Origin of the sequence: Amycolatopsis sp. Hca4 (genome assembly GCF_013364075.1) — a bacterium.
Lineage (GTDB): Bacteria > Actinomycetota > Actinomycetes > Mycobacteriales > Pseudonocardiaceae > Amycolatopsis.
Map to the genome: position 1 here is coordinate 421437 of NZ_CP054925.1, position 23123 is coordinate 444559.

Annotated in this window: 2 protein-coding genes; both read left to right on the forward strand. The window is 76.2% G+C overall.

The genetic code is table 11. The features are described 5' to 3' along the window. The first annotated feature begins 92 nt into the window (after window positions 1–92). Window positions 93–13175: a type I polyketide synthase gene (locus HUT10_RS50320; RefSeq protein ID WP_254896619.1), complete on the forward strand. Its 13083-nt coding sequence runs from the start codon at window positions 93–95 to the stop codon at window positions 13173–13175. Then, on the forward strand, window positions 13112–23113 hold the full coding sequence (locus HUT10_RS50325) for a type I polyketide synthase (protein WP_254897421.1): 10002 nt from the start codon (window positions 13112–13114) through the stop codon (window positions 23111–23113). The genes HUT10_RS50320 and HUT10_RS50325 overlap by 64 nt, the downstream gene beginning before the upstream one ends. The last annotated feature ends 10 nt before the right edge of the window (window positions 23114–23123 follow it).

A 23123-nucleotide genomic window follows, 5' to 3' on the forward strand; every position in this document is an offset into this window, starting at 1 on the left:
GGCCTTGTGCTGGCACTACTAGGGATTTACCGATCCACGGTCGAGTGAGACTCCTCCCATGGCGTTCGCCGCGACGGATGGGTTGAGCTGACATGGGTGTTGACAGGACCGGTGGCAGTAGCAACGAGGAACAGCTCCGGAACTACCTGAAACGAGCCGGCGCGGATCTGCAGCGCACCCGCCGGCGGGTGCAGGAGCTGGAGGAAGCGAGCTCCGAGCCGGTGGCCATCATCGGGATGGGCTGCCGGTTCCCCGGCGGCGTCGCCGGCCCGGAGGACCTGTGGCGGATGGTCGCGGACGGCCGCGACGGCATCACCACCTTCCCCGGCGACCGCGGCTGGCAGCTCGACGAGCTCGACTCCTCGGCGACGCTCTCCGGCGGCTTCCTGCCCGACGCGAGCCGGTTCGACGCCGACTTCTTCGGCATCTCGCCGCGTGAGGCACTGGCCATGGACCCGCAGCAGCGGGTGCTGCTGGAGACCGCGTGGGACGCCTTCGAGCGGGCCCGCATCGATCCGGCCGCCCTCAAGGGCACCCCGACCGGGGTCTTCGTCGGCGCGATGCCGCAGGACTACCGCGTCGGCCCGAGCGACAACGTCGAAGGCTTCCAGCTCACCGGCAACACCACCAGCGTCATCTCCGGCCGGCTGGCCTACTGCTTCGGCACGGTCGGCCCGGCGGTCACGGTGGACACCGCGTGCTCGTCTTCGCTCGTCGCCCTGCACCTGGCGGCCCAGGCGCTGCGCGGCGGGGAGTGCTCCCTGGCCGTCGCCGGCGGCGTCACGGTGATGCCCAGCCCGCTGACCTTCCTGGAGTTCAGCAAGCAGGGCGGCCTGGCCGCGGACGGCTACTGCCGGTCCTTCGCCGACTCCGCCGACGGAACCGGCTGGGCCGAGGGTGTCGGCCTTCTGGTGCTGGAAAAGCTGTCCGACGCGCGGCGCAACGGGCACCGGGTCCTGGCCGTCGTGCGGGGCTCCGCGGTGAACTCCGACGGCGCGTCCAACGGGCTGACCGCCCCCAACGGCCCCTCGCAGGAGCGGGTGATCGAGCAGGCGCTGGCCAGCGCCCGGCTGGCCGCCGACCAGGTGGACGTGGTCGAGGCGCACGGCACCGGCACCACGCTCGGCGACCCGGTGGAAGCGCAGGCCCTGCTGGCCGTCTACGGCCGCACCCGCCCGGCTGCGCGGCCGCTGCTGCTGGGCTCGGTGAAGTCCAACCTCGGCCACACCCAGGCCGCGGCCGGCGTCGCCGGCGTCATCAAGATGGTGCTGGCGATGCAGCACGGCGTGCTGCCCCGGACGCTGCACGTCGACCGTCCTTCGTCCCATGTGGACTGGAGCAGTGGCGCCGTCCGGCTGCTGACCGAGCGCACGCCGTGGCCGGAGACCGGGGAGCCGCGCCGGGCCGCGGTGTCCTCCTTCGGCCTGAGCGGGACCAACGCCCACACGATCCTCGAGCAGGCCCCGGCCGAGGAGCCCGCACCACGGTCGCCGCGGGACACCGGGGTGGTGCCCCTGGTGCTGTCCGCGCGGACCCGGGAGGCGCTGCGGGAGCAGGCCGGGCGGCTGCTGCCGGTGCTGTCCGGGGGCGCCCCCGAGCTGCGCGACCTCGCCTACTCGCTGGCGACCACCCGGACCGGGTTCGAGCACCGGGCGGTCGTGGTGGCCGGGGACCACGAGACCGCGGCCACCGGGTTGTCGGCCGTGCGCGACGACGTGGCCGGGGTGGCCGGGGTGGTGCACGGCGCGGCCCGCGGCCGGCCGAAGCTGGCCGTCCTGTTCACCGGGCAGGGGGCGCAACGGCTGGCCGCCGGCCGGGAGCTGCACGGCCGGTTCGGTGCCTTCGCCGAGGCGTTCGACGCGGTCTGCGCCGAGTTCGACACCCACCTGGACCGCCCGCTGCGCGAGGTCGTCTGGGGCGAGGACGCGGAGCTGCTGGACCGGACCGAGTACGCGCAGCCGGCGCTGTTCGCCATCGAGGTCGCGCTCTACCGGCTGGCCGAATCCTGGGGCGTGCGCCCGGACTTCCTGGCCGGCCACTCGATCGGCGAGCTGGCCGCCGCGCACGTGGCCGGGGTGTTCTCGCTGGCCGACGCGGTCACGCTGGTCGCCGCGCGCGGCCGGTTGATGCAGGCGCTGCCGGCCGGCGGCGCGATGGTCGCGGTCCGGGCGGCCGAGGCCGACGTGCTGCCCCTGCTGGCCGGGCGCGAAGACGAAGTCGCGCTGGCCGCCGTGAACGGCCCCGAGTCGGTGGTGCTCTCCGGTGACGAGGAGGCGGTGCTGGAAGTCGCCGGCCACTTCGAGAAGTCGAAGCGGCTCCGGGTCTCGCACGCGTTCCACTCGCCGCGGATGGCGCCGATGCTGGCGGAGTTCCGCGCGGTCGTCGCCGGGCTGGACGCCCGTGAACCGCTGCTGCCCCTGGTGTCGAACCTGACCGGCGAGCCGGCCACGGTCGCGGAACTGACGTCACCGGACTACTGGGTCGAGCACGTCCGCCGTCCGGTGCGGTTCGCCGACACCGCCGCCTGGCTGCACGAGCACGGCGTGCGCACCTTCCTGGAACTCGGTCCCGACGGCTCGCTCAGCGCGCTGGTGCGTGAGTCCGTGGCCGACGCCGCGGTGTTCGCGGCGCTGCGGCCGGGCCGCGACGAGCAGGCCACCCTCACCACGGCGGTCGGCGGGCTGCACGCCGCGGGCGTGCCGGTCCGCTGGGAGAACTACTTCGAAGGCGCCGACGCCCGGCCGGTCGACCTGCCCACCTACCCCTTCCAGCGCAAGCGGTTCTGGCCCAAGGCCGTCGCCCGCACGGCCGGCGACCTGCGGGCGGCCGGGCTGGGGCCGACCGGGCACCCGCTGCTGTCCGCCGCGGTCGTGCTGGCCGGCGCGGACGGCCAGCTGCTGACCGGCAGGCTGTCCGCGCAGACCCAGCCCTGGCTGGCCGACCACGTGGTGCGCGGCAGCTCGCTGCTGCCCGCGACCGCCCTGCTGGAGCTGGCCGTCCGGGCCGGCGACGAGGTCGGCTGCGAGCACGTGGCCGAGCTGACCCTGGCCGCGCCCGTCGTGCTGCCCGAGCAGGGCGGCGTGCAGGTGCAGGTGTGGGTCGGCGCGCCGGACGCCGACGGGCAGCGTGCGCTGACCGTCTACGGCCGCCCGGACGACGCCGACGACCACCCGTGGACCGAGCACGCCACCGGTCTGCTCGGCACCGGCCCGGCCGCGGCGCCCGAACCCGTCGAGTGGCCGGCGGACGCCGAACCGATCGGCACCGAAGACCTGTACGAACGGCTGGCCGGCGACGGCTTCGGCTACGGGCCGGCCTTCCGCGGCCTGCGGGCCGCCTGGCGCCACGGCACGGACGTGTTCGCCGAGGTGACCCTGCCGGAGGCGGTGACCGGGGACGCCGGCGCGTTCGGCATCCACCCGGCGCTGCTGGACGCGGCGCTGCACGCGCTGCCGTTCGCGGACCTCGGCGGTACCCGGGGCGGCCTGCCGTTCGCCTGGAGCGACGTCCGCCTGCACGCCACCGGGGCCACCACCGTGCGGGTCCGGCTCCGGCCGGTCCGTGAGGGCGTGGCCGCGCTGGAGCTGACCGACCCGGCCGGGGCACCGGTGCTCTCGGTGGGTTCGCTGGCCGTGCGCGCGCCGGACGCCGCCGGCACCGCGGCCACCGGCCGCGACCTCTACCGGCTGGACTGGACGGCCGTCCCGGCCGAAGCGGCCGGGAACGCCGGCTCGATCGCCGTGCTCGGCGACGACCCGTTCGGGCTGGACTTCCGGACCACCGATACCGCGCCGGCCGTGGTGCTGCGCCCGGTCGCCGGGCGAGCCGGCCCCGAGGCGGTGCACACGCTGACCGCCGAGGTGCTGGCCGACCTGCAGAACTGGCTGTCCGACGGCACGCCGGGCCGGCTGGCCTTCGTGACCCGGGGCGCGGTCGGCCACGAGCCCGCCGATCTGGCCGGGGCGGCCGTGTGGGGCCTGGTCCGCGCCGCGCAGGCGGAGCACCCGGGCCGGTTCGTCCTGCTCGACCTCGACACCGGCGCGGAGTCCGCCGCGCTGATCCCGGCGGCCCTGGCCACCGGGGAGCCGCAGCTGGCCGTCCGCGACGGCGGGCTGCTGGCGGCCCGGCTGGCCCGCGCCACCGCGGAACCCGACGTCACCACCGAGGACGTCGCCTGGCCGGAGTCCGGCACCGTGGTGATCACCGGCGGGACCGGCGGCCTGGGCGCGGTGCTGGCCCGGCACCTGGTGACCGAGCGCGGCGTGCGGCGGCTGCTCCTGCTGTCCCGCCGGGGCGCGGGCGCCCCCGGCGCGGCCGAGCTTCTCACTGAGCTGGCCGAGGCCGGGGCCGACGTCGCCGCGGTGGCGTGCGACGCGGCCGACCGGGCCGCACTGGCCGAAGCGCTGGCCGGGGTACCGGCCGAGCACCCGGTCACCGCCGTGGTGCACACCGCCGGCGTGCTGGACGACGGGATGGTCGGCTCGCTGACACCGCAGCGGCTGTCGGCGGTGCTGCGGCCCAAGGTGGACGTCGCCTGGAACCTGCACGAGCTCACCGGCGACGTGGCGAAGTTCGTGCTGTTCTCTTCGGTCGCCGGGCTGACCGGGGCGGCCGGGCAGGCCAACTACGCGGCGGGCAACGCGTTCCTGGACGCGCTGGCCGCCCACCGGCGGGCCACCGGCCGGCCGGCGCTGTCGCTGGCCTGGGGGCCCTGGGCCGAGGCCGGGATGGCCGCTGAGAGCGCCCACCGGCGGTTGCAGCGCACCGGCGTGCCGCCGCTGTCCGTGGCGCGGGGACTGGCCCTGTTCGACGCGGCCGAGCGGGTGGCCGCCCCGGTCGTGGCGCCGGTCCGGCTGGACCTGCCGGTGCTGCGCGCGGGCGAGGTCTCCCCGGTGCTGCGCGGCCTGGTCCGCGGTCCGGTCCGCCGCACCGCGGCCGCCGGCGCGGCGCTGGTGGCCGGGCTGGACGCGAAGCGGAGCCGGGAGGCCGTGCTGGAACTGGTCCGCGCCCGGGTCGCCGGCGTGCTCGGGCACGCCGACGCCGCCGCCGTCGACCCGGACCGCCCGTTCTCCGAACTCGGGTTCGACTCGCTGACCGCGGTCGAACTGCGCAACCAGCTCAGCGCCGCGACCGGGTTGCGGACGCCGGCCACGCTGATCTTCGACCACCCGACGGTGACCGCGCTGGCGGCGTACCTGCTGGAGGAACTGCTCGGCGCGGACACGCCGGAGACCGGGCCCGCCGGCGCTCGCGACCTCGCCGACGACCCGATCGTCATCGTCGGCATGGACTGCCGCTACCCGGGCGGGGTGCGCTCGCCGGAGGACCTCTGGCGGGTCGTCACCGAAGGCGTCGACGTGATCTCCGGGTTCCCGGTCAACCGGGGCTGGGACCTCGACGCCCTCTACCACCCGGACCCGGACCACCCGGGCACCTGCTACACCCGCAGCGGCGGGTTCCTGCACGACGCCGGCGAGTTCGACCCGGCGTTCTTCGGGATGAGCCCGCGGGAGGCCCTGGCCACCGACTCGCAGCAGCGGCTGCTGCTGGAGACGTCCTGGTCGGCCATCGAGCGGGCCGGCGTGGACCCGCTCACGCTGCGCGGCAGCCGCACCGGCGTGTTCGCCGGGGTGATGTACGGCGACTACAGCGCGGTCTTGTCGGACGCCGAGTTCGAGGGCTACCGCGGCACCGGCAGCTCCACCAGCGTCGTCTCCGGCCGGGTGGCCTACACCCTCGGGCTGGAGGGCCCGGCCGTCACCGTCGACACCGCGTGCTCGTCGTCGCTCGTCGCGCTGCACTGGGCCATGCAGGCCCTGCGCGCCGGCGACTGCGACCTGGCCCTGGCCGGCGGCGTCACGGTGATGGCGTCGCCCGGGGCGTTCATCGAGTTCGCCCGCCAGCGCGGGCTGTCCCCGGACGGGCGCTGCAAGGCCTACTCCGACGCGGCCGACGGCGTGGCCTGGTCCGAGGGCGTCGGCGTGCTGGTGCTGGAACGGCAGTCCGACGCGATCCGCAACGGCCACCACGTGCTCGCCGTCGTCGCCGGCTCGGCGGTCAACTCCGACGGCGCGTCCAACGGCCTGACCGCGCCGAACGGGCCGTCGCAGCAGCGGGTGATCCGGCAGGCGCTGGCGTCCGCCGGACTGTCCACATCGGACGTCGACGTCGTCGAAGGGCACGGCACGGGCACGGCACTGGGCGACCCGATCGAAGCGCAGGCAGTGCTGGCGACCTACGGCCGGGACCGGGAAACCCCGGTGCTGCTGGGGTCGGTGAAGTCCAACCTCGGGCACACTCAGGCCGCGGCCGGCGTCGCCGGCGTCATCAAGATGGTGCAGGCGATGCAGCACGGCGTCGTCCCGCGCACCCTGCACGCCGACACGCCTTCGTCCCATGTGGACTGGACCGCCGGTGCGGTGGACCTGCTGCGCGAGCCGGCCGAGTGGCCCGCGGCCGGCCGGCCGCGCCGGGCGGCGGTCTCCTCCTTCGGGTTCAGCGGCACCAACGCCCACGTCATCCTCGAGCAGCCGGCCGTCGTGGTGCCGGCCGAGCCCGGCCCGCCGGTGCGCGCGCCCTGGCTGCTTTCCGCCCGCTCCGGTGGCGCGCTGCGCGACCAGGCCGCGCGGCTGGCGGCCCGGCTCGCCGCCGATCCCGCGCTCGACCCCACCGACGTGGCGTTCTCGCTGGCCACCACCCGCTCCCGGTTCGAGCACCGGGCCGCCGTGCTGGCCGAGGACACCGAGAGCCGGGTGCGGGCGCTGACCGCGCTGTCCGCCGACCGGCCCGATCCCGCCCTCGTGACCGGGGAGCCGGCCGGCGGCCGGTTGGCGCTGCTCTTCGCCGGCCAGGGCAGCCAGCGACCGGGGATGGGCCACGAGCTCTACCGGCAGTACCCCGCCTTCGCGGCCGCGTTCGACGCGGTGGCCGAAGCGCTGGCCCCGCAACTCGACCGGCCGCTGGCCGCAGTGCTGTTCGCGGCGCCCGGCTCGGCCGAGGCCGAGCTGCTCGACACGACCGGCTGGGCGCAGCCCGCGCTGTTCGCGCTGGAGGTTTCGCTGTTCCGGCTCCTGGAGTCCTGGGGGGTCGAGCCGGACCGGCTGGCCGGCCATTCGATCGGCGAGATCGCCGCCGCGCACGTGGCCGGGGTGCTCTCGCTGGCCGACGCGGCGACGCTGATCGGCGCGCGGGCCCGCCTGATGCAGGCGCTGCCGTCCGGCGGCGCGATGGTCGCGGTGCAGGCCACCGAAGACGAGGTGGCCGCCGCGGTCGACGGTGAAACCGTGGACGTCGCGGCCGTGAACGGACCGGACTCGGTGGTGCTGGCCGGCGACGAGGACGCGGTGCTGGCCGCCGCGGCGACCTTCGCCGCCCAGGGCCGCCGCACCAAACGCCTGCGCGTCTCGCACGCCTTCCACTCGCCCCGGATGGCCGCCATGCTGGCCGATTTCCGGGCCGTGGCGGAAACCCTGACCTTCCACCCGCCGCGCATCCCGGTCGTGTCCGCTCTGACCGGCGAGCCCGCCACCGCCGAGCAGCTCGGCGACCCGGAGCACTGGGTGCGGCACGTCCGCGCCACCGTGCGCTTCGCCGACGCGGTCCGCGCCATGGCCGGCCACGGCGTGACCACCTTCGCCGAGCTCGGCCCGGACGGCGTGCTCTCGGCCATGGTGCAGGACATCCTGGCCGGGCCGGCCGACGAGGTCGCCTGCGTGCCCGTGCTGCGGGCGGACCGCGCCGAGCAGACCGCGCTGCTCGGCGCGCTCGGCGCCCTGCACACCGCGGGCGTCGACCTCGACTGGCGCGCCTTCTTCGCCGGCCGCGACGCCCGCTGGGTCGACCTGCCCACCTACGCCTTCCAGTACGAATCCTTCTGGCCGCAGGCCACCACCCGGACCGCGGCCGACCCGGCCGACGAGCGGTGGTGGGCCGCGGTGGAACGGGGCGACGCCGGGGAACTGGCCGAGGTCGTCGGGCTGGGCGAGGACCAGCGCGCGGCCCTGGACTCGGTGCTGCCGGCACTGGCGAACTGGCGGCAGCACCGCGCCGACCGCGCCCGCCTCGACGGCTGGCGCTACCGGGTGGACTGGGCACCGCTGTCGATCGAGCCCGCCACCCTGTCCGGTACCTGGGTGCTGGCCACCACCGGCGACGAACCGGAGCTGGCCGCCGCACTCGCCGAGCGGGGCGCGCAGGTGCGCACGGTCCGGCTGACCGAGTCCGATGTGGACAGCGCCGGACCGGCCGGGCGGATCGGGCCGTGCGACGGCGTGCTCGCCGTCCTCGGCTCCGGAGACCACACCACCGGGCTGCCGCTGGGCTTCGCGCTCGGCGTCACGCTGGCCCGGACCGTCGAGTGTCCACTGTGGATTGTCACCCGGGACGCGGAAACCGACCCGGAGCAGGCGATGCTCTGGGGCCTCGGGCGCACCGCGGCGCTGGAGCACCCGCAGACCTGGGGCGGCCTGATCGACGTGCCCGCCGCGCTCGACGCCGACGACGCCCGCTCGGTCGCCGCCGTGCTGTCCGCGCCGGGCGGCGAAGACCAGCTCGCGGTCCGCGGCCGGGCGGTGTCCGGCCGGCGGCTGGTGCACCACCCCGGCACCGGCCACGCCCCGGCCGGCGAGTTCTCCGCCCGCGGCACCGTGCTGGTCACCGGCGGCACCGGCGGCCTGGGCGGCGAGGTGGCCCGCTGGCTCGCGCGCAGCGGCGCCCGGCGGCTCGTGCTGACCAGCCGCCGCGGCCCCGACGCGCCCGGCGCGGCCGAACTGCAGGCCGAACTGACCGAGCTCGGCGCGGACCACGGCCTCGCCGTCGACATCGTCGCCTGCGACGTCGCCGACCTCGACGCGCTGCGCGCGGTCCTGGACGGCATCCCCGAGGACATCCCGCTGACCGGCGTGGTGCACACCGCCGGCGTCGCCGACCGGGCGCCGCTGGCCGAGGTGGGCCTGGCCGAGCTGGCCGCCACGGTGTCGGCCAAGGCCGACGGCGCGGCCAACCTCGACCACCTGCTCGGCGACCGCGAGCTCGACCTGTTCGTGCTGTTCGGCTCGATCGCCGGGGTGATCGGCAGCGGCGGCCAGACCGGCTACAGCGCGGCCAACGCCGCCCTCGACGCCCTCGCCCGGCAGCGGCACGCCCGCGGCCGGACCGCCACCTCCATCGCCTGGGGCCCGTGGGCCGGGTCCGGGATGGCCGCGCAGGACGCCGGAACCGGCACCCTGGCCCGCCGGGGCCTGGCTTTCCTGCCGGTGCGCGCCGCCCTGGCCGAGCTGGGCCGCGCGATCGTGCAGCACGACGTGACGGTGACCGTCGTCGACGCGGACTGGGCGACCTACGTCCCGGTGTTCACCGCGGCCCGGCCCAGCGCCCTGCTGACCGGCCTGCCGGAGGCGCGGGCGCTCACCGCGCCGGGTGCCGGGAACTCCGCGTTGACGGCCGAACTCGCCGGGAAGTCACCCGAGGACCAGGAGCGGCGGCTGGCCGAGCTGGTCCGCGGCGAGGCGGCGGCGGTGCTCGGGCACGGCTCGGCCGACGCGGTCTCCGAGCGCCGCGCGTTCCAGGACCTCGGGTTCGACTCGCTGACCGCGGTCGAGCTGCGCAAGCGGCTGGTCAAGCTCACCGGCTGCGCCCTGCCCAGCACGCTGGTGTTCGACTACCCGACCCCGCGCGCCCTGGCCGGCTACCTGCGCGAGCAGCTGCTGGACGAGGTCGCCGCGGCCACCCCGGTGGCCGCCGCGGCCGGGACCGACGAGCCGATCGCCATCATCGGGATGAGCTGCCGGTTCCCCGGCGGCGTGCACAGCCCGGAGCAGCTGTGGGAGCTGGTGCTCGGCGGCGTCGACGCGATCAGCGGGTTCCCCGTCGACCGCGGCTGGGAAGGCGCCGTCACCTTCGACCCGGACCCCGACCGCGGCGGCGGCACCGTCACCACCCAGGGCGGGTTCCTGCACGACGCCGGCGACTTCGACCCGGGCTTCTTCGGCATCTCCCCGCGGGAAGCCCTGTCCATGGACCCGCAGCAGCGGCTGCTGCTGGAGACGACCTGGGAGGCGTTCGAGCGGGCCGGCATCGACCCGCACACCCTGCGCGGCAGCGGCACCGGCACCTACATCGGCTCCAGCTACCAGGAGTACGGCGGCCGGGGCAACGCCGAACTCGAAGGCCACGCCGTCACCGGCCAGATCCCGAGCGTGCTCTCCGGCCGGCTGGCCTACGTGTTCGGCCTGGAGGGCCCGGCGGTCACCGTGGACACCGCGTGCTCGTCCTCGCTGGTCGCCCTGCACCTGGCCTGCCAATCGCTGCGCAACGGCGAAACCACGATGGCCATCGCGGGCGGGGCGACCGTGATGACCAACCCCGGTCCCTTCGTCGCCTTCTCCCGCCAGCGCGGCCTGGCCGCGGACGGCCGGTCCAAGGCGTTCTCCGCGTCCGCCGACGGCATGGCGCTGGCCGAGGGCGTCGGCATCCTGCTGGTCGAGCGGTTGTCCGACGCCCGGGCCAACGGGCACCCCGTGCTGGCCGTGGTGCGGGGCAGCGCCATCAACCAGGACGGCGCGTCCAACGGCCTGACCGCGCCGAACGGCCCGTCGCAGCAGCGGGTGATCCGCCAGGCGCTGGCCAACGCGCACCTCGCGTCCACCGAAATCGACGTGGTGGAAGCGCACGGCACCGGCACCCCGCTGGGCGACCCGATCGAGGTGCAGGCCCTGCAGGCCACCTACGGCCGGGACCGCGAGACCGGGCACCCGCTGTGGCTGGGTTCGATCAAGTCCAACATCGGGCACAGCCAGTCCGCGGCCGGCGTGGCCAGCGTGATCAAGATGGTGATGGCGCTGCGCGAAGGCGTGCTGCCGAGAACCCTCTACGCCGAAGACCCCTCGCCGCACATCGACTGGAGCGACGGCACCGTGGTGCCGCTGACCGAGCCGGTCGACTGGACCACCGACGGGCGCCCGCGCCGCTGCGCCGTGTCGTCGTTCGGCGTCAGCGGCACCAATGCGCACACGGTGCTGGAGCAGGCCCCGGCACCGGCGGAGCCGCCGGCCGGCGCCGCGTTCGAGCCGGCGCCGGACCGGCCGGTGCCGTGGGTGCTCTCCGCCCGCAGCCCGGCCGCCCTGCGCGGGCAGGCCGAGAAGCTGCTGCCGCTGGCCGGGCTCGACCCGGCCGCGGTCGGCCGCTCGCTGCTCGCCTCGCGAGCCCGCCTGGAGCACCGCGCGGTCGTCGTCGGCGCCGGTACCGAGCTGGCCGAGCACCTGAACGCCTACTCCCGCGGGGTCCGCGGCGGCGTGGTCGAGGGCGTGGCCGACGTGGACGGCAAGGTGGTGTTCGTCTTCCCCGGCCAGGGTTCGCAGTGGGCCGGGATGGGCGCGCGGCTGCTCGACGTCTCGCCGGTGTTCGCCGAGCGGATGGCCGAGTGTGCCGCCGCGCTGGCCCCTTTCGTCGACTTCTCCCTGCTGGACGTGCTGCGCAGCGGCGCGGACCTGGACCGGGTGGAGGTCATCCAGCCGGCATCGTTCGCGGTGATGGTTTCCCTCGCCGCGCTCTGGGAGTCCCGGGGCGTCCGCCCGGCGGCCGTGCTCGGGCACTCCCAGGGCGAGATCGCCGCTTCCGTGGTGGCCGGGGCCCTGTCGCTGGCCGACGGCTGCCGGGTCGTGGCCCTGCGCAGCCAGGCCATCGCCCGCCGCCTGGCCGGTAAGGGCGCCATGATGTCGGTGCCGCTGCCGGCCGCCGAGGTCACCGAACGGATCGCCCGGTTCGGCGGCGCGGTGTCGGTCGCCGCGCTGAACGGCCCGCGCTCGGTCGTCGTGTCGGGCACCGCGGACGCCGTCGACGAGCTGTTCGCCGAGCTCACCGCCGGCCACGTCCGGGCCCGCCGCATCGACGTGGACTACGCCTCGCACTCGGCCCAGGTCGAGGAGCTGCACGAGGAGCTGCTGGACGCACTGGCCGGACTGGCCCCGCGGACGCCCGAGGTGCCGTTCTTCTCCACCCTCACCGGCGACTGGCTGGGCGAGCAGCCGCTCGACGCCGAATACTGGTACCGGAACCTGCGGCAGACCGTGGGGTTCGAGCCGGCCGTGCGGGCCCTGCTCGCTCAGGGCCACCAGGTGTTCATCGAGACCAGCGCCCACCCCGTGCTGACCTTCGGCGTCCAGGAGACCGTGGACGACGCGGGGGAGCGGGCCGTCGTCGTGGGCACGCTGCGCCGGGACAACGACAGCTGGACCCGCGTGCTCACCTCCTTCGCCGAGGCCTTCGTGCGGGGCGTGCCGGTGGACCTGGCCGCCGAGTTCGCGGGCGGTACGGCCACCGTCGACCTGCCCACCTACGCCTTCCAGCACGAGCACTACTGGCTGCCGCTCAACGCCGGCGCGACGGTCACGGCCGACCCGGCCGACCAGGAGTTCTGGGACGCGGTCGAGCAGGCCGACGTCGACACGCTCAGCGCCGGCCTCGCGGTGGACCGGGACTCGCTGGCCGCCGTGCTGCCCGGGCTGTCGTCCTGGCGCAAGCAGCGCCAGGACCGCGCCACCGTGGACGGCTGGCGCTACCGGGTCGGCTGGACGCCGCTCGGCGCCACCCCCGCGGCCGCGCTGTCCGGCACCTGGCTGCTGGTCACCGCGAGCGCCGAAGACGGCGGGGACGACGAACTGGCCGCGGTGCTCACCGGCCACGGGGCCGAGGTGCGGCGGCTGGTGTTCGACGGCGAGCTGCCCGAGCTGCCCGAGCTGAGCGGCATCGTCTCCACCCTGGCCACCGCCGAAGAGCCGCACGGCGAGCACCCCGCGCTGACCCGTGGCCTGGCCCTGAGCGTGCAGCTCGTGCAGGCACTGGGCACGGCCGGGATCGACGCCCCGCTGTGGCTGCTGACCCGCGGCGCGGTGGCCACCGGCGAGGCCGACACCGTCACCCATCCGCTCCAGGCCCAGGTCCTCGGCCTCGGCTGGACCGCCGCGGTGGAGCACCCGGAGCGCTGGGCGGCGTGCTCGACCTGCCCGCCGAGCTGGACCGCCGCGGCGGCGACCGGCTGGCGGCCGTCCTGTCCGGCGCCACCGGCGAGGACCAGCTGGCCATCCGCGCCGCCGGCGTGTTCGGCCGCCGCGTGGTGCGGGCCCCGGCCGGCGACCACGCGCCCGCGCGGACCTGGACCCCGCGCGGCACCACGCTGATCACCGGCGGCACCGGCACCCTGGCCCCGCACCTGGCCCGCTGGCTGGCCGGGCAGGGCGCCGAGCACATCGTGCTGACCAGCCGCACCGGCGTCGACGCCCCGAAGGCCCAGCAGCTGCTGGCGGAACTGGGCGAGACCGTCGAGGCGGTGGCCTGCGACGTCACCGACAAGGCGGCGCTGGCCGCCCTGCTGGCGCGGTTGCGGGCCGAAGGCCGGACCGTGCGGAACGTCGTGCACACCGCCGCCGTGATCGAGCTGCACACGCTGGCCGAGACCGACCTGGCCGCGTTTTCGCGGACCGTGCACGCGAAGGTGGTGGGCGCGCGCAACCTGGACGAGCTGCTCGACACCGACGAGCTCGATTCGTTCGTGCTGTACTCCTCGACCGCCGGCCTGTGGGGCACCGGCGCGCACGCCGCCTACGTGGCCGGCAACGCGTACCTGCACGCACTCGCGGCCCACCGGCGGGCCCGGGGCCTGCGGGCCACCGCCCTGTCGTGGGGCATCTGGGCCGACGACCGCGAGCTCGGCCGGGTCGACCCGGAGCAGATCGTGCGCAGCGGCCTGGTGTTCATGGCGCCGGAGCTGGCCCTGGAAGGCCTGCGCCGGGCCCTCGACGACGACGAGACCGCACTGGCCGTGGCCGACCTGGACTGGGAGCGGTACTACCCGGTCTACACGGCCGTCCGGCCGACGCCGCTGTTCGACGAACTGCCCGAGGTGCGGCGGCTGACCGAGGCCGCCGCCACGGCCGCCACCGGCGCGGGCGGTGAGTTCGCCGCCCGGCTGCGCACCCTGCCCGAGGCCGAGCGCGCCCACCTGCTGCTGGAACTGGTCCGGGCCGAGGCCGCCGCGGTGCTGGGCCACGCGTCGGCCGACGCGCTGCCCGAGGACCGCGCCTTCCGCGACGTCGGCTTCGATTCGGTCACCGCGGTCGACCTGCGCAACCGGATCTCCGGCGGCACCGGCCTGACCCTGCCCGCCACCATGGTGTTCGACCACCCGACGCCGCGGCAGCTGGCCGGGTTCCTGGCCGCCACGATCACCGGCTCGGACGCCGTCGAGCAGGCCCCGGCCGTGGCCGGCGTGGACACCGGCGAGCCGGTCGCCATCATCGGGATGGCCTGCCGCTACCCGGGCGGCGCGGATACCCCGGAACGGTTGTGGGACCTGGTCGTGGGCGGCGTGGACGCCATCTCCGGCTTCCCGGCCGACCGCAACTGGCCGACCGACGCGATCTACGACCCGGACCCGGACGCCGGCGGCAAGACCTACTCGGTGCAGGGCGGCTTCCTGCACGAGGCGGCCGAATTCGACCCGGGGTTCTTCGGCATCTCGCCGCGCGAGGCCCTGTCCATGGACCCGCAGCAGCGCTTGCTGCTGGAGACGGCGTGGGAGGCGTTCGAGCGGGCCGGGATCGACCCGCACACGCTGCGGGGCAGCGGCACCGGCACGTTCATCGGGGCCAGCTACCAGGACTACACCGCGGCCGTGTCCGGCGCGGTGGACAACGCCGACGGCCACATGATCACCGGTTCGCTGGGCAGCATCCTGTCCGGCCGGCTCTCCTACCTGTTCGGGCTGGAGGGCCCGGCGGTCACCCTCGACACCGCCTGCTCGTCGTCGCTGGTCGCCATCCACCTCGCCGCGCAGTCGCTGCGGTCGGGGGAGAGCAGCCTCGCGCTGGCCGGCGGGGTGAGCGTGATGGCGACGCCGGGCGCGTTCGTCGGCTTCTCGCGCCAGCGCGCGCTGGCCGCGGACGGCCGCTGCAAGGCCTACTCCGACCGCGCCGACGGCATGACCCTCGGTGAAGGCGTCGGCCTGGTGCTGCTGGAAAAGCTGTCCGACGCGCAGCGCAACGGGCACCGCATCCTGGCCGTGGTCCGGGGTTCGGCCACCAACCAGGACGGCGCGTCCAATGGCATGACCGCGCCCAGCGGCCCGTCCCAGCAGCGAGTGATCCGGCAGGCGCTGGCCAACGCGCGGCTCACCGCGTCCGAAGTGGACGTGATCGAGGGGCACGGCACCGGCACCGCGCTGGGCGACCCGATCGAGGCCCAGGCCCTGCTGGCCACCTACGGCCGGGACCGGGAACGGCCGCTGCTGCTCGGTTCGGTGAAGTCCAACATCGGCCACACCCAGATGGCCTCCGGCGTGGCCGGGGTGATCAAGGTGGTGCAGGCGCTGCGGCACGGGCTGGTGCCCAGGACGCTGCACGTGGACGAGCCCTCCACCCACGTCGACTGGAGCACCGGCTCGATCGAGCTGCCCGCCGAAAACGTGCCGTGGCCGGACAACGGGCGGCCGCGCCGGGCCGGCGTTTCGTCCTTCGGGCTGAGCGGCACCAACGTGCACACCATCCTCGAACAGGCCCCGGAACTCCCCGCCGACGCCGCCCCCGAGCCGGAACCCGGCCTGGTGCCGGCGCCCCTGTCCGGCCGGACGGAAGCAGCGCTGCGCGCCCAGGCCGCGGCCCTGCTGGACACCCTGGACGACGGCGTGTCCCCGGCCGTGCTCGGGTACTCGCTGGCCACCACCCGGTCGGCCTTCGAACACCGTGCCGTGCTGCTGGCCGAGGACCACGGCGAACTGCGGCGCGGCCTGGCCGCGCTGGCCGGGGACCGGCCGGACGGCGGCGTGGTGCGGGGCACCGTGACCCGCGGCCGCACGGCGTTCCTGTTCACCGGCCAGGGCGCGCAGCGGGCCGGCATGGGCCGGGAGCTGTACGAGCGCCACCCGGTGTTCGCCGACGCCCTGGATGCGGTGCTGGCCTGCTTCGACCTGCCCCTGCGGGACGTGCTGTGGGCCGGCGAGGCCGCTGCCCTCGACGAGACCCGCTACACCCAGCCGGCGTTGTTCGCCTTCGAGGTGGCGTTGTTCCGGTTGCTGGAGTCGTGGGGGGTGACGCCGGACTACGTGGCGGGGCATTCGATCGGGGAGATCGCGGCGGCGCACGTGTCCGGGGTGCTGTCGCTGACGGATGCGTGTGCGCTGGTCACCGCCCGCGGCGCGCTGATGCAGGAGTTGCCACCCGGCGGCGCGATGGTGGCCGTGGAGGCCGCCGAGGACGAGGTCACCCCGCTGCTGACCGATGGCGTGTCGATCGCCGCGGTCAACGGGCCGCGGTCGGTGGTTCTCTCCGGTGCCGAGGCGGCCGTGCTCGCTGTCGCCGCGAAGCTGGACCGGCGCACCAAGCGGTTGCGTACCAGTCATGCGTTCCATTCGCCGTTGATGGATCCGATGCTGGCCGAGTTCGCCGAGGTGGCCCGTGGCCTGACCTACGACGAGCCGCGGATCCCACTGGTGTCCACGGTGACCGGAGCCGTGGCGACCGAGGAGCTGCGGACGCCGGAGTACTGGGTGCGGCACGTGCGGGAGGCGGTGCGCTTCGCCGACGGCGTGCGCGCGCTGGCCGACCGGGACGTGCGGATCTTCGTCGAGGTCGGCCCGGCCGCGGTGCTGACCGCCGCGGTGCGGGACATCGTCGCCGACGCGGTCTCGCTGCCGTTGCAGCGCGCCGACCGGCCCGAGGTGGCCACCCTGCTGTCCGGGGTGGCCGGGGTGCACGCTCACGGCGGCCGGCTGGATTGGGCGGCGGTCTTCGACGGCGGCACGCGCACGGTCGAGCTGCCCACCTACCCGTTCCAGCACGAGCGGTTCTGGCCCGTCGCCGCGTCGGCCGGCCCCTCGGCAGGCACCGCGGACGACGAGTTCTGGACCGCGGTCGGCAACGCCGACACCGGGACGCTGGCCGAAGGGCTCGGCCTCGACCGGGAGACCGTGGCCGCGATGGTGCCGGCGCTGAGCACCTGGCACCGCCGCCGGGCCGAGCGGTCGACCCTCGACAACCTGCGCTACCGCCCGGTGTTCACGCCGGTCGGCGGGCTCTCGGGCACGCCGTCGGGCCGGTGGCTGGTGCTGCTGCCCGCCGGGCTGGACCGGCCGGACTGGGTCGAGGACGTCCTGCCCGGCGCCGCCACCGCGGTGGCCGGGGACGACACCGACCTGAGCGGTGTCGAGGCCGACAACGTGCTCTCGCTGCTGGCCCTCGCCGACGCCCCGGACGGCAGCCTCTTGGTCCGCACCACGAACGCGCTGCGGGACCTCGGCCGGGCGCGGCTGTGGAGCGTCACCCGCGGCGCGGTCGCGGTGAACCGCACCGAGCGGCCGGACCCCGCGCAGGCCGCCCTGTGGGGGCTGGGCCGGGTCGCGGCCCTGGAGCACCCGGAGCGCTGGGGCGGCTTGCTCGACCTGCCCGCCGAATTCGACCACACCACCGTGCGCCGGCTGCGGTCCGTGCTGGCCGGCGGCCACGCCGAGGACCAGGTGGCCGTCCGGGCCGCCGGGGTGTTCGGCCGCCGCCTGGAGCACGCTCCGGCCACCGGCGAGGCCCGCGCCTACACCCCGCGCGGCACCGTGCTGGTCACCGGCGGCACCGGCGGCCTCGGCGGGTACCTGGCCCGCTGGCTGCTCGACGCCGGAGCCGACCGGGTCGTGCTGGCGAGCCGTCGTGGCCCGGCCGCGCCCGGTGCCGCCGAACTGGCCGCGGAGCTGGGGGAGCGGGCCGTCGTCGTGGCCTGCGACGTCGCCGACCCCGGCGCGGTCGCCGCGCTGCTGGCCGAGCACCCGGTCACCGCCGTCTTCCACACCGCCGGCGTGCTGCGGGACGGCGTGCTGGCCTCGCTCACCCCGGAGATGTTCGCCGACGTGCTGCGGGCCAAGGCGACCGCGGCCCGGGTGCTGCACGAGCAGACCGCGGGGCTCGAGCTGGACGCGTTCGTCCTGTACTCCTCGACCAGCGGCGCGATCGGCGCCGCCGGCCAGGCCAACTACGCGGCGGCCAACGCCTACCTGGACGCGCTGGCGCGGCAGCGGCGGGCCGACGGCCTGCCCGCCACCTCGATCGCCTGGGGCCCGTGGGCCGGGTCGGGCATGGTGGCCGAGGCCGAAACGGTGGAGCACCGGGTCCGGCGGGGCGGCTTCCGGCCGCTGCGCCCGGAACCGGCCCTGGCCGCGTTGCGCCAGGCCCTCGAGCACGGGGACACCGAGCTGGTCGTCGCCGACGTGGACTGGGGCCGGTTCGCGCCCGCGATCACCGCGCTGCGCCCGGCGCCGCTGCTGGCCGACCTGCCCGAGGTGCGGGCGTCGGCGACGCCGTCCGCCGGCCCCGCGGCGGCCCCGGACGTCCCGGCGGACCCCGCCGGGCTGCTGGACCTGCTGCGGGTCCGGATCGCGGCCGTGCTCGGGCACAGCGACCCGGCCGGGGTGGAGGCCGACCGGGCCTTCCGCGACCTCGGGTTCGATTCGCTGACCACCCTCGAGCTGCGCAACAGCCTGGCCGCGGCGACCGGGCTGACCCTGCCCGCCTCGCTCGTCTACGACTACCCGACCCCGCGGGACCTCGCCGAGCACCTGCACGCCGAGCTGTCCGGCGGCCGGGCCGGGACCACCCCGGTGGTCATCGGGCCGCGTGCGGACGCCGACGACCCGATCGTCATCGTCGGCATGGGCTGCCGCCTCCTCGGCGGCGTCTCTTCGCCCGAAGACCTGTGGCGGCTGCTGGCCGACGGCGGCGAAGGCATCGTGCCCTTCCCCGCCGACCGCGGCTGGGACCTGCCCGAGCTGGACCGGCGCTCGGCCACCGGCCGGGGCGGCTTCCTGCCGGACGTCGCGGGGTTCGACGCCGACTTCTTCGGCATCTCGCCGCGGGAGGCGCTGGCCATGGACCCGCAGCAGCGGTTGCTGCTGGAGACGTCGTGGGAGGCGCTGGAGCGCTCCGGCATCGACCCGTCCGGGTTGCGGGGCAGCGACACCGGCGTGTTCGTCGGCACCAACGGCCAGGACTACGTGTCCGTGCTGCGCCGGGCCACCGAGGACCTGGGCGGCCACGTGGCCACCGGCAACACGGCCAGCGTGATGTCCGGCCGGCTGTCCTACACCCTGGGCCTGGAAGGCCCGGCGGTCACCGTGGACACCGCCTGTTCGGCCTCCCTGGTCGCCCTGCACTGGGCCGGCCGCGCGCTGCGCGCCGGCGAGTGCTCGCTGGCCCTCGCCGGTGGCGTCTCGGTGATGTCCGGCCCGGGCTCGTTCGTGGAGTTCAGCCGCCAGGGCGGCCTGGCCGCCGACGGCCGCTGCAAGGCGTTCGGCGACGGCGCCGACGGCACGGCGTGGTCCGAAGGCGCGGGCATCCTGGTGCTGGAACGCCTGTCCGACGCCCAGCGCAACGGCCACACGGTGTGGGCGGTGGTCCGCGGTACCGCGGTCAACTCCGACGGCGCGTCGAACGGCCTGACCGCCCCCAACGGCCCCGCGCAGCAGCGGGTCATCCGGGCCGCGCTGGCCGACGCCGGGCTGCGGCCGGCCGAGGTCGACGCGGTCGAGGCGCACGGCACCGGCACCGCGCTGGGCGACCCGGTCGAGGCGCACGCCCTGATGGCCGGCTACGGCCGGGACCGGGAGCACCCGCTGCTGCTGGGCTCGGTCAAGTCGAACCTGGGGCACACCCAGGGCGCGGCCGGCGTGGCCGGGGTGATCAAGATGGTGCTGGCCATGCGGCACGGCGTGCTGCCGGCCACCCTGCACGCCGCCCCGCCCTCCCCGCACGTGTCCTGGGACGGTTCGGTCGAGCTGGTGCAGCAGCCCCGCGACTGGCCCGACACCGGGCGGCCCCGCCGGGCCGGCGTCTCGGCCTTCGGGGTCAGCGGCACCAACGCCCACGTGATCATCGAACAAGCCCCGGCATCCGGGGTGGCCACCGCCGAGGACGCGGCCGTGGTGCCGTGGCCGGTTTCCGCCCGCACGCCCGAGGCCCTGCGCGAGCAGGTGGCGGCGCTGCGCGCGCTGTCCGGCGTCGGCCGCGCGGCAGCCGGCCGGACCCTCGCCACCGGCCGCGCCGCGTTCGGTCACCGGGCCGCGTTGCTGGCCACCGAAGACGGCGTGGTCGAGCTGGCCACCGGCCCGGCCGGGACCGGGCGGACGGCGTTCCTGTTCGCCGGGCAGGGCAGCCAGCGGACCGGCATGGGCCGCGAGCTGTACGAGCGCCACCCGGTGTTCGCCGACGCGCTGGACGAGGTGCTGGGGCACTTCGACCCGGCCCTGCGCAAGATCATGTGGACCGAGGACCCGGACGTCGCCGAAGCGATCCACGAGACCGGGCACACGCAGCCGGCCTTGTTCGCGATCGAAGTGGCGCTGTTCCGGTTGCTGGAGTCGTGGGGCGTGACGCCGGACTACCTGGCCGGGCACTCGATCGGCGAGATCGCCGCGGCGCACGTGGCCGGGGTGCTGTCGCTGCCCGACGCCTGCGCGCTGGTGGCCGCCCGGGGTGCGCTGATGCAGGCGCTGCCCGCCGGCGGGGCCATGGTTTCGGTGCGCGGCACCGAGGCCGACGTGGCCGGGTACCTCGGCGAGGACGTCGCCGTCGCGGCGGTCAACGGGCCCGAGTCGGTCGTGCTGGCCGGGGCCGAGGACGCGGTGCTCGCGGCGGCCGGCCGGCTGGAGGCCGAGGGTCACCAGATCCGCCGGCTGCGGGTCAGCCACGCGTTCCACTCGCCCCTGATGGACCCGATGCTGGCCGAATTCGCGACGGTGGCGGGGAGCCTGACCTACCACGAGCCGCGGATCCCGCTGGTGTCCACGGTGACCGGAGCCCTGGCGACCGGGGAGCTGCGGACGCCGGAGTACTGGGTGCGGCACGCGCGGGAGGCGGTGCGCTTCGCCGACGGCGTGCGGACCCTGGCCGAGGCTGGCGTGCGGACCTTCGTGGAGATCGGCCCGGACGGCACCTGCTCGGCCATGGCCGGGCACTGCTTCGCCGGCCTGAGCCCGGAACCGGTGGCCCTGCCGACGCTGCGCGCCACCGGCGAGGAGCACGCGCTGGCCGCGGCCCTGGCCCGGCTGCACGTGTGCGGGGTGGCGGTGGACTGGGCCGCCTACTTCGCCGGGACGCCGCTGGCCGACCTGCCGACCTACCCGTTCCAGCGCGAGCGCTACTGGCCGGAGACGACCACCGGCCCGGCCGCCGCCGACCCGCTGGACGCCGAGTTCTGGACCGCGGTGGACACCGCCGACGTGGCTTCGCTGGCCGCCACCCTGGACCTGGACGGCGAGTCGCTGGGCCCGGTGCTGCCGGCGCTGGCGAAGTGGCGGCGCGACCGGCACGAGCTGACCGCGACCGGCCGGTGGCGCTACCAGGTGGACTGGGTGCCGGTGCGGCCCACGGCCGAACCGGCCGGACGCTGGCTGGTGCTGGCCCCGGAGGGCTGGGCGGCCGACCCCTGGATCGGTGCCGTGGCCGCCGCGCTCCCCGGCGCCACCGTGGTGTCCACACTGGACGGAGCGGGCGAAGGGTACGCAGGGGTGCTGTCCCTGCTGGGCGTCACCGGCGATCCGCTGACTGTGGCCGAGGGATGGCCGGCTGAGCTGTCCGAAGTGGACGCACCGGTGTGGTGCGTCACCCGGCAGGCCGTGGCCGTGCACGACGATGCGCCCGCACCGGGCCAGGCCGCGCTGTGGGGCCGTGGCCGCGTCGCCGCGCTGGAGCACCCGGACCGCTGGGGCGGCCTGCTCGACCTGCCGGCCACCCTGGACGCCGGGACACTGGCGGCCTTGCCCGCCGCCCTGGCCACGGGCGAGGACCAGCTGGCCCTGCGCGACGGGCAGCTGCTGGCCCGCCGGCTGACCCGGGCCACCGGCCCGGCCGCCGGGCCGTGGCGGCCCAGCGGGACCGTGCTGGTCACCGCGGCCGTGGCCGGCCTGGCCGGCTGGCTCACCGAAAACGGCGCCGAACGGGTCTTGACCTGGGACCCGGCCACTCCGGTGGAGCTGCCCGAGAACCTGAGCGCGGTGCTGGTGGCGCCTCCGGCGGCGGCCGACGTGGCCGAGGCGGTCCGCGACCTCGCCGAGCTGGACGCCCGGCTGGCCGGGTGGGCTGAGAGCGGGCTCCGGCGCGCCGCCGAGGCGCCTGGTGAGCTCCCGTCCGGCGGCCGAGGCGCGCCGGTGCGGGATGACCGTGCCCCCTTGTTCGTGGCGATCGGGTCCGTCGCCGGCGCCTGGGGGGTGCTCGGCCGCGGTGACCAGGCGGCCGTCGACGCCTACCTGGCGGCGCTGGCCCGGCGGCGCGGTGGCCTGGCCGTGGCGCTGGCCGCGTGGACCGACGCCGAGCCGGAGCTGGCCAACCACCTGCGGCTCAGCGGCCTGCCGCCGATGGCCCCGGAGCTCGTGCCGGCCGCGCTGGGCCGGGCGATCGGCGCCGCCGCGGCGGAAACCGTGCTGGCCGACGTGACCTGGGAGCAGTTCGCCCCGGCGTTCACGGCGAAGCGGCCCAGCCGCCTGCTGACCGGCGTCCCCGAGGCCCGGGCCGCGCTGGACGCGGCCGGGCGCGACCGCGTGGACCCGGCCGAGGTGGCCGGGGAACTGCGGCGCACCCTGCTGGACCTGCCGGCCGGGGACCGCCTCGGTCACGTGCTGGGCCTGGTGCGCGGCGAGGTCGCGGTGGTGCTGGGCCACGCCGGAACCCAGCGGATCGAGGCCGACCGGCCCTTCAAGGACCTCGGGTTCGACTCGCTGACCGCGATGGACCTGCGCACCCGGCTGAGCGGCACGACCGGGCTGGACCTCCCGGTCACCCTGGCCTTCGACCACCCGACCTCGGCCGCGCTCGCCGAGCACGTGCTGAGCGAGCTGCTGCCGGACACGGGTGTCGGCGACGCCGACGAAGCACAGCTGCGGGCGCTGCTGAATTCGGTGCCGTTGCAGCGCCTGCAGGACATCGGGGTGCTGGAACCGCTGCTGCGGCTGGCCGACGGCCACCCCGGGCCCGACCACCGCCACGACGTGCCGGAACCCGACGACGACGGCGCCATCGACGAGATGGATCTCGACGACCTGGTGCAGGCCGCGTTGAACGGCCGGTCCGGCGACCTGACGCGCGACTGAAGGAGATCAC